This is a genomic window from Salibaculum halophilum, from assembly GCF_002094885.1.
In the GTDB taxonomy this organism is placed as follows: domain Bacteria; phylum Pseudomonadota; class Alphaproteobacteria; order Rhodobacterales; family Rhodobacteraceae; genus Salibaculum; species Salibaculum halophilum.
In genome coordinates, this window is the sequence record NZ_MSIT01000021.1 from 1 (window position 1) to 12328 (window position 12328).

General features: G+C 69.8%; 8 protein-coding genes. 2 read left to right on the forward strand and 6 right to left on the reverse strand.

All coding sequences use genetic code 11. The annotated features are described in order from the left end of the window. Positions 1 to 140 precede the first annotated feature (140 nt). Positions 141 to 1850 carry a Y-family DNA polymerase gene (locus BU124_RS11795; RefSeq protein ID WP_143529971.1) on the forward strand — a complete coding sequence of 570 codons (1710 nt, stop codon included), beginning with the start codon at positions 141 to 143 and terminating at the stop codon, positions 1848 to 1850. Positions 1851 to 1940: 90 nt separating this feature from the next. Beyond that, positions 1941 to 5243 (forward strand): error-prone DNA polymerase, encoded by a 3303-nt coding sequence (locus BU124_RS11800; RefSeq protein ID WP_084863786.1) that lies wholly within the window; start codon positions 1941 to 1943, stop codon positions 5241 to 5243. A 74-nt stretch (positions 5244 to 5317) separates the two neighbouring features. On the opposite strand, the gene BU124_RS11805 is transcribed toward BU124_RS11800, so the two are convergent. The 6 genes from BU124_RS11805 to BU124_RS11830 all read right to left on the reverse strand — a co-directional run bounded on the left by BU124_RS11805 (position 5318) and on the right by BU124_RS11830 (position 12292). Then, entirely contained in the window at positions 5318 to 5542 is a 225-nt protein-coding gene (locus BU124_RS11805) for a formate dehydrogenase subunit delta (protein WP_084863787.1), read from the reverse strand. Further along, on the reverse strand, positions 5532 to 6329 hold the full coding sequence (gene fdhD, locus BU124_RS11810; protein ID WP_084863788.1) for a formate dehydrogenase accessory sulfurtransferase FdhD: 798 nt from the start codon (positions 6327 to 6329) through the stop codon (positions 5532 to 5534). Before fdhD ends, BU124_RS11805 begins: the two co-directional genes overlap by 11 nt. Then, entirely contained in the window at positions 6326 to 9226 is a 2901-nt protein-coding gene (gene fdhF / locus BU124_RS11815; protein WP_084863789.1) for a formate dehydrogenase subunit alpha, read from the reverse strand. The genes fdhD and fdhF overlap by 4 nt, the downstream gene beginning before the upstream one ends. Before the next feature lie 112 nt (positions 9227 to 9338). Further along, positions 9339 to 10856 carry a formate dehydrogenase beta subunit gene (locus tag BU124_RS11820; RefSeq protein ID WP_084863790.1) on the reverse strand — a complete coding sequence of 506 codons (1518 nt, stop codon included), beginning with the start codon at positions 10854 to 10856 and terminating at the stop codon, positions 9339 to 9341. Beyond that, positions 10853 to 11308: a formate dehydrogenase subunit gamma gene (locus BU124_RS11825; RefSeq protein ID WP_084863791.1), complete on the reverse strand. Its 456-nt coding sequence runs from the start codon at positions 11306 to 11308 to the stop codon at positions 10853 to 10855. Before BU124_RS11825 ends, BU124_RS11820 begins: the two co-directional genes overlap by 4 nt. A gap of 93 nt (positions 11309 to 11401) precedes the next feature. Continuing rightward, positions 11402 to 12292: a LysR family transcriptional regulator gene (locus BU124_RS11830; protein WP_084863792.1), complete on the reverse strand. Its 891-nt coding sequence runs from the start codon at positions 12290 to 12292 to the stop codon at positions 11402 to 11404. Positions 12293 to 12328: the final 36 nt, after the last annotated feature.

A 12328-nucleotide genomic window follows, 5' to 3' on the forward strand; every position in this document is an offset into this window, starting at 1 on the left:
CCGAGCTGTTCCGCAGCCGCTGGGGCGCGCCCGGCGACTGGGTCGCGCGCGCCGATGCGCAGGGCGGGCTGCACCTGGACCACCGGGTCGCGGCCGATGCCGCCCCGCCCCGCGCCGCCGAACGCTGACCGGAGGCGCCCATGAGACACGAGGACACGCTGCCCGTCCTCTTGCACCACGTTCAGGAGGCCCCGCCGCCCACCGCCCCCGCCTGGCGGGCCGGACCGGAGGTGGACCGGACGCACCGGCAGGGCCGCGGGCGGGCGGGTGTCGCCGCAGGCGCAGTCGCCCCGCCCGCGGACGAGACGCCCCGCGATCCGCTGGCCCGGCGCATCACCGCGCTGCACCTGCCGGGACTGGCGATGGAGCGTTACCTGCGCCACCGCGACCGGCAGGGCGAGCCGGTGCCCGACGATCTGCCGCTGGCGCTGGCCGTGGACGGCCCGCACGGCCCCGTCCTGCACGCCACCAACCGCGCCGCGCGGCTGGCCGGGATGCGCCTAGGCGAACGGGTCGTGGACATGCGCGCGCTCTGCCCCGAGTTGCAGGTCGAGTTCGCCGATACCGCGGGCGACCGGGCGATGCTGGCGCGGCTCATGCTCTGGTGCCGCCGCTGGTGCCCCTGGACGGCCCTGGACGGCGACACCGGCCTGGTCATGGACACCACCGGGTCGGATCACCTCTGGGGCGGCGAGGCGGCGATGCTGCGCGACATCGAGGAGAAATTCGCGCTCATGGGCCTGTCCTGCGCGCTGGCCACCGCCCCCACCCACGGCGCGGCCTGGGCGCTGTCGCGCCATGGCGGCCTGCGCGAGACCTGCCCCGCCCCCGAGCTGGCGCTGCGCATGGCGCCACTGCCCGTCGCCGCCCTACGACTGGAGGCCGACACCGTGCTGTTGCTGCACCGGCTGGGGCTGAAAACCGTGGGGGATCTGGCCGCGGTGCCGCGTCGGGCGCTGGCCCGGCGCTTTGCCCGGGCCCCGCTGGCGCAGAACCCGCTGATGCGGCTGGACCAGATGATGGGGCGGCTGGCCGAACCGGTGCAAAGCCCCGACGACCCGCCGCGCTTTGCCGTGCAATCCCGCCTGCCCGAGCCGGTGAGCGATCCCGAACCGCTGCTGCCGGGCCTGGCAGAGGAGCTCTGCGCCGGGCTGGCCGCCGCGGGCATGGGCGCGCGCCGCGTGACGCTGCATCTCTACCGCACCGACGGCGAGGTCGCGTCCCTGTCGGTGGCCACGGCGCGGGCCAGCCGCGCGGCGGACCACCTGCTGCGGCTCTTCGAAGGCCGGCTGGAGCGGCTCGACCCCGGCTTCGGCTTCGACCTCGTCACCCTGGAGGCCAGCGTGGCCGAGCGGCTGGACACGGTCCAGACCCGCATCGACGGCCATGTCGACAGCGACACCGAACTGGCCCGGCTGGTCGACCGGTTGTCGGCCCGCTTCGGCGCGGATCGCATCACCCGCCCCGCCCCGCGGGACAGCCATGTCCCCGAACGCCGCGAACGCTGGCAATCGGCCATGGCCCCCGCCGCCGGGGCACCGGAGGCACCGCGCAGCCCGCGCCCGCTGCGCCTGCTGGACCCGCCCGAGGAAATCCGCGTGCTCTACGCCGTGCCCGACGGGCCGCCGGTGCAATTCGTCTGGCGGCGGCTGACCCACAAGGTGACGCGCTTTGCCGGGCCGGAACGGATCGCGCCCGAGTGGTGGGCCGATCGCCCCACCGCCCGGCTGCGCGATTACTACCGCGTAGAGACCCACCACGGACGCCGCTACTGGCTGTTCCGCGAGGGAATGGCGGACGATGGCCGTGGCGGCGCGCCGCGCTGGGTGCTGCACGGGGTGTTTTCGTGATCACGCCCGCCAGAAGGGGGCGCTGCCCCCGTCGGCCGCAGGCCGACTCCCCCGCGGTATTTTTGACCCAAAGAAGCAGGGGGCGACGCGATGCGTGACATAGAACGCCCGCATCAGCGCGGGACCCTGCCCGAGGACGGGGATTTCACCTCGAACCCGCCTGCAGCTTTCGTCGAACTGGGGCTGGCCAGCTGCTTTTCCTTCCTGCGCGGAGCCTCGGACGCGGGGGAACTGGTGCAGCAGGCCTGCGCGCAGGGCCATCATGCGCTGGGGGTGGCCGACCTGAACACCTTCGCCGGGGTGGTACGGCTGCACACGGCGGCGAAACAGGCGCGGCTGCGCCCGCTGATCGGGGTGCGGCTGGCCCTGGTCAGCGGCGAGGAATTCCTCGCCTACCCGACGGACCGCGCCGCCTATGGCCGGCTGTCGCGGCTGCTGTCGAAGGGCAAGATGCAGGACACCAGGGGCCGCTGGCAGGCCAAGGGCGCCTGCGATATCACCCTGGCCGACCTTGTCGCACATTGCGATGGCGTGATCCTGATCGCCCTGCCCCCCGAGGACCTGCGCGGCTTTGCCCGCGTGCTGGCCGGGCTGAAACGGCGCCTGCCGGGGCTGGGCTATCTCGCCGCCGCCTACCGCTATCGCGGCGACGACCGGGCGCGGATCAACCGGCTGGACCGGATCGCGGGGCAGACCGGCCTGCGCCTGCTGGCCACCAACGACGTGCATTACCACGCCCCCGCGCGCCGCCCGCTGCAGGACGTGATGACCTGCATCCGCGAGAAGACCACGCTGACCCGCGCCGGGGCGCTGCTGCACCCCAATGCCGAACGCCACCTGAAATCGCCCGCCGAGATGGCGCGGCTGTTCCGCGAATGGCCGCATGCCATCGCCGCCACCCGCGCCGTGGCCGATGCGATCACCTTCGACCTGGGCCAGCTGGCCTATGAGTATCCGCGCGAGGTCATCCCCGCCGAGATGACGCCCCAGGCCTGGCTGGAGCACCTGACCTGGGCGGGCGCGGCGCGGCGCTACCCGGACGGGGTGCCGGAAGCGACGCGCGCCACGCTGCAAAAGGAACTGGCGCTGATCGCCAAGCTGGACATCGCGCGCTATTTCCTGACCATCCACGATATCATCACCTTTGCCCGCCAAGGCCTTGAAAAGCCGATTCTTTGCCAGGGCCGCGGGTCGGCGGCGAACTCGGCCGTCTGCTACGTTCTGGGCATAACGGCGGTGGACCCGGCGCAGCACCAGCTGTTGTTCGAACGCTTCATATCCGAAGAGCGCAAGGAGCCGCCGGATATCGACGTCGACTTCGAGCACGAGCGCCGCGAGGAGGTGATCCAGCACATCTACGACAAGTACGGCCGCGACCGTGCCGGGCTCTGCGCCACCGTGATCCATTACCGCCCGCGCTCGGCCGTGCGCGAGGTGGGCAAGGTCATGGGCCTGTCCGAGGATGTCACCGCCGCCCTGGCCAAGACCATCTGGGGCAGCTGGGGCAAGGACGTGGGCGCCGATCACCTGGCCGAGGCCGGGCTGGACCCCGCCGACCCCCTGATCCGGCGCACGGTCCTGCTGGCGCAGCAACTGGTGGGCATGCCGCGCCACCTGTCCCAGCACGTGGGCGGCTTCGTGCTGACCGACAGGCCGCTGGTGGAAACCGTGCCCATCGGCAACGGTGCCATGGCGGACCGGTCCTTCATCGAGTGGGACAAGGACGATATCGACGCGCTGGGCATCCTCAAGGTGGATATCCTGGCGCTCGGGATGCTGACCTGCATCCGCAAGTGTTTCGAAATTATTTCAGCGCATTACGGGCAGGACTTCACCCTCGCCGATGTGCCCAAGGACGACCCGCGCGTCTATGACATGCTGTGCCGCGGCGACTCCGTCGGTGTTTTCCAGGTGGAAAGCCGGGCGCAGATGAACATGCTGCCGCGGCTGCGCCCGCGGGCGTTCTACGACCTGGTGATCGAGGTCGCGATCGTCCGCCCCGGCCCGATCCAGGGCGATATGGTCCACCCCTACCTGCGCCGCCGCAATGGCGAGGAAGAGGTCGACTATCCCGCCCCCGGCGCGCCGCACGACCCGGCAGAGCTCAAGACCATCCTCGGCCGCACCCTGGGCGTGCCGATCTTCCAGGAACAGGCCATGAAGATCGCCATCGAGGCGGCGGAGTTCTCCCCCGCCGAGGCGAACGAGTTGCGCAAGGCCCTGGCGACCTTCCGCTCGCGCGGGAGCATCGACACCCTGCAGGACAAGATGATCGGGCGCATGGTCGCGCGCGGCTACGAGGAGGAGTTCGCCCGGCGCTGCTTCGACCAGATCAAGGGCTTCGGCGAATACGGCTTTCCCGAAAGCCACGCGGCCAGTTTCGCCCTGCTGGTCTATGTCTCGAGCTGGCTGAAATGCCATTACCCGGCGGCCTTTGCCGCCGCGCTGCTCAATTCCCAGCCCATGGGCTTCTATGCCCCGGCCCAGATCGTGCGCGATGCCCGCGACCACGGCGTGTCCGTGCGTCCCCCGGATGTGAATTTTTCCGATTGGGACAACACGTTGGAACCCGATGCTGACGGCATGGCCCTGCGCCTCGGCTTGCGCCAGATCAGCGGGCTGCGCGCCGGGGCGGCGGCGCGGCTGCTGGCCGCGCGCGACGCGCCCTACCCCGACCTCGGGGCGCTGCAAGCCCGCGCCGGGCTGCGCGGCGCCGACATCCGCAAGCTGGCCGAGGCGGATGCGCTGCGTTCGCTGTTTCTGGACCGCCGCCAGGCCTTGTGGGAGGCCAAGGCGCTGAAGGACGCCCCCGACCTGCCGCTGTTCGCCGGGGCGGCGGACGAGGGTGCCGAGCCGCCGGTGCCCCTGCCCGACATGCCGGTGACCGAACAGGTCGTGGCCGATTACCAGACATTGCGCCTGTCGCTGAAGGCGCACCCGCTGTCCTTCTTGCGCCCCGCGCTGGCCCGGCAGGGCTACGCCGCCTGCGCCGCCCTGGCCGAGAGCGGCAACGGACAGGCGGTCCGGCTGGCCGGGCTGGTGCTGATCCGCCAGCGGCCCGGCTCGGCCAAGGGGGTCTGCTTCATCACGCTGGAGGACGAGACCGGCACCGCCAACCTGGTGGTCTGGCCCAAGGTGCTGGCACGGTATCGCAAGGTGGTGATGCAGGCGCGGCTGCTGGTGGTGCACGGGTATGTCCAGCGCGAGCTGGACATTATCCACGTGGTCGCCCGGCACCTGGAGGACCGCACCGATGCGCTGCAGCGGCTGGCCGCCGACGGGATGACGCCGCAGCTGTCGCGCGCAGACGAGGTCGCACGCCCCCTGCCAGCACCAGACACGCGCCACCCGCGCACCGCGCAGGTCATTCCCAAGAGCCGGGACTTTCACTGACGGCCGACGCCGGGCGGGCGCTGCGTCGACGCAGCGCCGCGCTCGGTCGACCGAGCGCCCCCCCGGCGGCCCCGTCAGGCGCGTTGCTTTTCCGCCAGCACCCGTTCGGCGCCTTCACGGGCCAGCGGGGTCAGACCCTCGCCGCCCGCCGCCAGGTGGGCGCGCAGTTGCTCCAGCATCCGCGGCTCCCAGAAGTCGGACAGGTGGGCGGCGACGCGCCCCGCCTTGTCCGTCTCGGGCTGGGTCTCGAAGAACGTGGCGATCTGGTTGACCATCCGCACCATTTTCTCAGGCGACATCGTCATCCTCCTCTTTCACCCGTTCGGGGTGGGTGAATATCTCGAATGTCTCGTCCCGGGCCAGCGCGATCAGCGTCAGACCGGCGGCCTCGGCGGTACGCACCGCCAGCGTGGTCGGCGCCGAAACGGCGGTGATCACGCTGGCCCCGGCCATCGCGGATTTCTGCACCATCTCGACCGAGACCCGGCTGGTCAGCACCATCATGCCCGCGCTGCAATCGCCCACGGCCCCGATCAGCTTGTCCAGCGCATTGTGCCGGCCAACGTCCTCGCGCACCGCCACGACGCCCCGGCCGGGCAGGTAAAATCCCGCGCCGTGTACCGCGCGGGTGCGGTCGTGCAGGGCCTGGCAGGCGCGCAGATCGGCCATGGCCCGGGTCACGGCAGCCGGCGCGACGCGCACCCCCGGCCCGACGGTCGGCAGATCCCGCACCGCCTGCTCGAGGCTGTCCACGCCGCAAAGCCCGCACCCCACCGGCCCGGTCATGGCCCGTCGACGGGCCATGAGCTCCGCGGCCCGGTCCTCGGGCAACCACATGCGCACCTCGACGCCCGTGTCATGGGTCACGACCTCGGGCGGCGCGATCTCGTCGCGCGCCGCCAGACCTTCGGTCACGGTGAAGCCGCGGCCGAAATCGGCCAGATCGGCCGGGGTGGCCATCATCACCGCCTGAGTCGTGCCGTTATAGACCAGCGCCACCGGCACTTCCTCGGGCAAGGCCCGGGTGCCCGCGACGGCGCGACCGTCACGCACGATCTGCGTGTTGGTCGCGCCCGCGCCGATCATTCCGCCGCCGGCAGGATCTGCCGCGATTGCGCGGCCTGGGCCTGGTAGTCCTCCTGCCACTCGGTGGGGCCGTTCGAGGGACTGACCTGCACCGCCGTCACCTTGTACTCGGGGCAGTTCGTCGCCCAGTCGGAATGGTCCGAGGTGATCACGTTGGCCTGCGTGCCCGGGTGATGGAAGGTGGTATAGACCACGCCGGGGCTGACCTTGTCGGTGATCGTCGCGCGCAGCGTTGTCTCGCCCGACCGGCTGGCCAGCTTGACCAATTGCCCTTCCTTGACACCGCGCACCTCGGCATCGTGGGGGTGAATCTCCAGCAGGTCCTCCTCGTGCCAGACCACGTTGTCGGTCCGGCGAGTCTGGGCACCCACGTTGTACTGGGACAGGATGCGCCCGGTCGTGAGCAGCAGCGGAAAGCGCGGGCCGGTCCGCTCGTCCGTGGCGACGTATTCGGTGATCATGAAGCGGCCCTTGCCGCGCACGAAGCCATCGACATGCATCAGCGGAGTGCCGTCGGGATGCGCCTCGTTGCAGGGCCACTGGACCGAGCCCTTTTCCTCAAGCACATCGTAGGACACGCCGGCAAAGGACGGCGTCGTCGCCGCGATCTCGTCCATGATCTGGCCAGGATGGTCGTAGGACCAGCCCGCCCCCATGGCATTGGCCAGCAGTTGCGTGACCTCCCAGTCGGCATAGCCCGCGCGCGGCTTCATCACCTCGCGCACGCGGTTGATGCGGCGTTCGGCATTGGTAAAGGTGCCGTCCTTTTCCAGAAAGGTCGAGCCGGGCAGGAAAACATGGGCGTAGTTCGCCGTCTCGTTGAGAAACAGGTCATGCACGATGACGCATTCCATCGCCGCCAGCCCCGCAGCGACATGCTTGGTATCGGGGTCCGATTGCAGGATGTCCTCACCCTGGCAGTAGAGCCCCTTGAAGGTGCCATCGACGGCCGCGTCCAGCATGTTGGGGATGCGCAGGCCCGGCTCGGGGTCGATCTCGACGCCCCAGGCCTGCTTGAAGATGTCGCGCACCTCGGGGGTCTTGACGTGGCGATAGCCCGGCAGTTCGTGCGGGAAAGAACCCATGTCGCAGGAGCCCTGCACGTTGTTCTGCCCGCGCAACGGGTTCACCCCCATGCCGTTGCCGCCGACATTGCCGGTCAGCATGGCCAGGTTGGCGATGCCCATCACGGTGGTCGAACCCTGGCTGTGCTCGGTCACGCCGAGGCCGTAGTAAATCGACCCGCGCCCGCCGGTGGCAAAGGTGCGCGCCGCCGCGCGCAGCTCGGCCGCCGGCACGCCGGTCAGCATCTCGGTCGCCTCGGGGCCGTGGCGCGGGTCGCTGACGAACTCGACGTAGTGCTGGAATTCCTCCCAGTCGCAGCGGTCACGGATATAGGCCTCGTCGTAAAGGCCTTCGGTGACGATCACATGCGCCAGCGCCGTGACGACGGCGACGTTGGTGCCCGGCCGCAGCGGCAGATGGTGCGCAGCCGCAATGTGGCTGGACCTGACCAGGTCGATCTGGCGCGGGTCGATGACGATCAGCTTCGCCCCCTGCCGCAGCCGCTTTTTCAGGCGGCTGGCAAAGACCGGGTGCGCGTCGGTCGGGTTGGCGCCGATGACGATGACGACATCGGTCTCCTCGACGGAATCGAAGTCCTGCGTGCCGGCACTGGTGCCATAGGTCTGGCCCAGCCCGTAGCCCGTGGGCGAGTGGCACACCCGCGCGCAGGTGTCGGTGTTGTTGTTGCCAAAGACCGCGCGCGCCATCTTCTGCACCAGATAGGTTTCCTCGTTGGTGCAGCGGCTGGAGGTGATGACGCCGATGGACTTCTGGCCATACCTGTCCTGCAGGCCGCGCATCTTCTGCGCGGCAAAGTCCAGCGCCTCGTCCCAGCCGACCTCGCGCCAGGGTTCGTCGATCCGGTCGCGGATCATCGGGGTCAGGATACGGTCGGAATGGCTGGCGTAGCCGTAGGCGAAACGGCCCTTGACGCAGGAATGCCCGCGGTTGGCCTTGCCGTGCTTGTAGGGGACCATGCGCACCAGGTCGTCGCCCTGCAACTCGGCCTTGAAGGAACAGCCCACGCCGCAATAGGCGCAGGTCGTGACGACCGAGCGTTCCGGCGTGCCCTTCTCGATCACCGACTTTTCCTGCAGCGTCGCGGTCGGGCAGGCCTGCACGCAGGCCCCGCAGCTGACGCAATCCGAGGTCAGGAAATCGTCCAGCGCGCCGCCGGGCGAGACGCGGCTGTCGAACCCGCGGCCCTCGATTGTCAGGGCAAAGGTCCCCTGCACTTCCTCGCAGGCCCGCACGCAGCGGCTGCACACGATGCACTTGGACGGATCATAGGTGAAATAGGGGTTGGACTCGTCCTTGGGCAGGTACTGCGGGTTCACGTCCCCGCCCGTGTCGCGCGCCTCGAAGTGGTTCACGAACCCGCCCGAGGCGGGTTTTTCATAGCGCACGTCGCGCAGGCCCACGGCGCCGGCCATGTCCTGCAACTCGCAGTCGCCATTGGCCGCGCAGGTCAAGCAATCCAGCGGATGGTCGGAAATGTACAATTCCATCACGCCCTTGCGCGTTTTGCGCACCTTGGGTGATTGGGTATGGACAACCATGCCCTCGGCCACCGGCGTCGTGCAGGAGGCCGGCGTGCCGCGCCGCCCCTCGATCTCCACCACGCAGAGCCGGCAGGAGCCGAAGGCTTCCAGGCTGTCGGTCGCGCAGAGCTTGGGCACCTGGATGCCCGCCTCGGCGCTGGCGCGCATCACGCTCGTCCCCTCGGGCACCGCGACCTCGAAGCCGTCGATGCTGAGCGTGACGGTCTTGTCCGAGCTTGCGGCGGGCGTGCCCATGTCGCGCTCGTCGGTGGGGATGATGAAATCCTTCATCGGGTCGCTCCCGTCTTCATCTTGGCGTCAAAACTCCGGGGGGAGTCGCCGCCCCGGCGGCGACGGGGGGCTGGCCCCCCTTCGGTCGGATTTGCGCGGCAAATGCGAAACATCATTCGGCGGCCTCCTTTGAGCGCGCGAAATCCTCGGGGTAGTTCCGCATTGCCGAGAGCACGGGATAGGGCGTCAGCCCCCCCAGCGCGCAGAGCGACCCGTCGGTCATGGTGTCGCACAGGTCGACCAGCAGGTCCTTGGCCGCCGCGTCGCCCTCGGCGATGCGGTCGATGGTCTCGACCCCGCGCACCGCGCCGATGCGGCAGGGCGTGCACTTGCCACAGCTTTCGACCGCGCAGAATTCCATCGCAAAGCGCGCCATCTGCAGCATGTCGGCGGTGTCATCGAAAACCACCACCCCGGCATGGCCGATCAGCCCGCCCTGGCCGTCGAATTCTTCATAGGCAAAGGGCGTTTCGAATGTCTCGGGCGGCATGTAGGCGCCCAGCGGCCCGCCGACCTGCACCGCCTTGACCGGGCGGCCCGAGGCGGTGCCGCCGGCCACGTCCTCCACCAGCTCGCCCAGCGGCAGGCCGAAGGCGGTCTCGAACAGGCCGCCGCGTTTCACGTTGCCCGCGATCTGCACCGGCATGGTCCCGCGCGACCGGCCCAGCCCGAAATCGGCGTAGTGCTGCGCGCCGCGCTCGAAGATCACCGGCACGGTGGCCAGGCTGATCACGTTGTTGACCACCGTGGGCCGGCCCAGAAAGCCCTCGATCGCGGGCAGCGGCGGCTTGGCCCGCACCACGCCGCGCTTGCCTTCCATGGAATTGAGCAGCGAGGTTTCCTCGCCGCAGACATAGGCCCCGGCGCCGACACGGATTTCCATGTCGAAGGCCCGGCCCGAGCCCAGAACGTCGGCGCCCAGCAGGCCCCGCGCCCGGCCGATGCGCAGGGCCTCCTGCATGACCGTGATGGCGTCGGGATATTCCGAGCGCAGGTAGACGTAACCGCGCGTCGCGCCCACGGCGAGCCCGGCGATCGCCATGCCCTCGATCAGGGTGAAGGGATCGCCCTCCATGATCATGCGGTCGGCAAAGGTGCCGCTGTCGCCCTCGTCGGCGTTGCAGACGATGTATTTCTGGTCGGCCGGCGCGTCGTGGACGGTCTGCCACTTGATGCCCGTGGGGAACCCGGCGCCGCCGCGCCCGCGCAAGCCGCTGTCCTTGACCTCGTCGACGATCTGCTGGCCGGTCATGGCGATGGCCCGGCGCAGTCCGACCAGCCCGCCGTGGGCGGCGTAGGCGTCCAGGTCCAGCGGGTCGATCACGCCGCAGCGGGCAAAGGTCAGCCGGGTCTGGCGCGCGAAGAACGGGATTTCCTCGACCGGCCCCAGCCCGTCCAGCGTGCCGTCCAGCAGGGCGGGCACATCGGCGGGTGTCATCGGGCCGTAACCGTGGCGCACCCCGTCGCGTTCGACCTCGACCAGAGGTTCCAGCCAGACCATGCCGCGGCTGCCGGTGCGGATGACGGTGACGTCGATGCCACGGGCCTCGGCCCCGTACGCTATGGCGCTGGCCACGGCGTCGGCCCCCAGGGCCTTGGCGGCGCTGTCGCGGGGGACATAGACCTTCATGCCAGCGCCTCCTCGATCGTGGTTTCATCGGCGCGGCCGATCACCCGGTCGTCGACCATGGCCGCCGGCCCGCAGGCGCACAGCCCCAGGCAATAAACCGGCTCGACAGTGACGCGGCCGTCGGGCGTGGTGCCGCCCCAATCCAGGCCCAGCTTGTCCAGCACCGCCTGCGACAGCGCGGCGCCGCCGACGGCCTGGCAGGCCTCGGCGCGGCAGATCTTGAGCACGTGGCGCCCGACGGGTTCCTTGCGGAAATCGTGGTAGAAGCTGATAACACCGTGAACCTCGGCGCGTCCGATGTTCAGGTCATCGGCGATCAGCGGCACCGCCGCCTCGGGGATGTGCCCGAAGGCCTCCATCACCGAGTGCAGGATGGGCAGCATCGGCCCCTCGCGGCCGCGGTGGCGGGCGAAAATCTCGGCCATGGTTTCGGTCAGTGCGGCATCGCTCATGACGGGCGCCTCTCTTAGGTCTGCCCGCGCGTGATGCGCCAGGTTGCCCCATGAATCAATATCGAGGTTCCGTCATGCGATAGGAATTGCCTATCAATCGAGCGCCTGGTCCGAAAGCGACCGGGCAGCGCCCAGAAGCGCCCTGAGCACCGGGGTCATGGGTTCGCGATGCGGCGCGATCAGCCCCACGCCATGCGCCGCGTCGGGGTTCAGGATGGGCACAGCCCCCAGATCGCCGTCCTTAAGGAAAATCTCGGCCGCCTTGCGGGGCAGGATCGTGGCGAAATCGCCGCGCAGGACGTGGCTGACCAGAACGATGGTCGAGGACGATTCGATGCGCGGGTCCACCGTGACCCCGGCCTCGGCCAGGTGCTGGGTGATGATGCGGCGGTTCTGCATGTCCGGCGTCAGCAGGCACAGCGGCACCCCGTCCAGGTCGGCCCAGCCCAGCCCGTCGCACAGCAGCGGATGACCGCGGCGCGCCACCAGGACGTAGCGTTCGGCATAGATCGGCTGGGTCGCGACACGGCCCAGCGGCTCGTTGTCCAGGTAGGTCAGCCCGGCGTCCACCTCCAGGTTCTCGACCAGCTCGAGGATCTGGGCCGAGGTTCGCGACAACACGGTGAAGCGCACATTCGGATGCGTGCGCGCGAAGCCCTCGGTCAGGTCGGCCACAAGCGTCAAGGCGGTGGGGATGACGGCGATGGACAGGTTGCCCGACAGCCCCTCGCGGGCGACGCGCATCTCGTCGCGCAGGGCGCGGCTGTCGGCGACGATACGGCGCGCCCAGTCCAGCGTGCGCTGACCCTCGGGCGTCAGGCCGCGAAACCGCGACCCGCGCCAGACCAACATGACGCCAAGCTGATCCTCCAGCTGCTTGATGCCGGCCGACAGCGTCGGCTGGGTCACGCCCACGGCCTCGGCCGCCTTGCCGAAATGCGCCTCGCGCGCGAGGGCGATGAACATTTCCAGTTTGTCGATCACGGGCCGACCTTTCGATAGACTAGCGCCATGATAACC

What these genes read in the sequence shown, in the direction of transcription:
- BU124_RS11795 (WP_143529971.1), top strand. Translation starts at nt 141, where the DNA reads ATGAGACACGAGGACACGCTGCCCGTCCTCTTGCACCACGTTCAGGAG.
- BU124_RS11800 (WP_084863786.1), top strand. Translation starts at nt 1,941, where the DNA reads ATGCGTGACATAGAACGCCCGCATCAGCGCGGGACCCTGCCCGAGGAC.
- BU124_RS11805 (WP_084863787.1), bottom strand. Translation starts at nt 5,542, where the DNA reads ATGTCGCCTGAGAAAATGGTGCGGATGGTCAACCAGATCGCCACGTTC.
- fdhD (WP_084863788.1), bottom strand. Translation starts at nt 6,329, where the DNA reads ATGATCGGCGCGGGCGCGACCAACACGCAGATCGTGCGTGACGGTCGC.
- fdhF (WP_084863789.1), bottom strand. Translation starts at nt 9,226, where the DNA reads ATGAAGGATTTCATCATCCCCACCGACGAGCGCGACATGGGCACGCCC.
- BU124_RS11820 (WP_084863790.1), bottom strand. Translation starts at nt 10,856, where the DNA reads ATGAAGGTCTATGTCCCCCGCGACAGCGCCGCCAAGGCCCTGGGGGCC.
- BU124_RS11825 (WP_084863791.1), bottom strand. Translation starts at nt 11,308, where the DNA reads ATGAGCGATGCCGCACTGACCGAAACCATGGCCGAGATTTTCGCCCGC.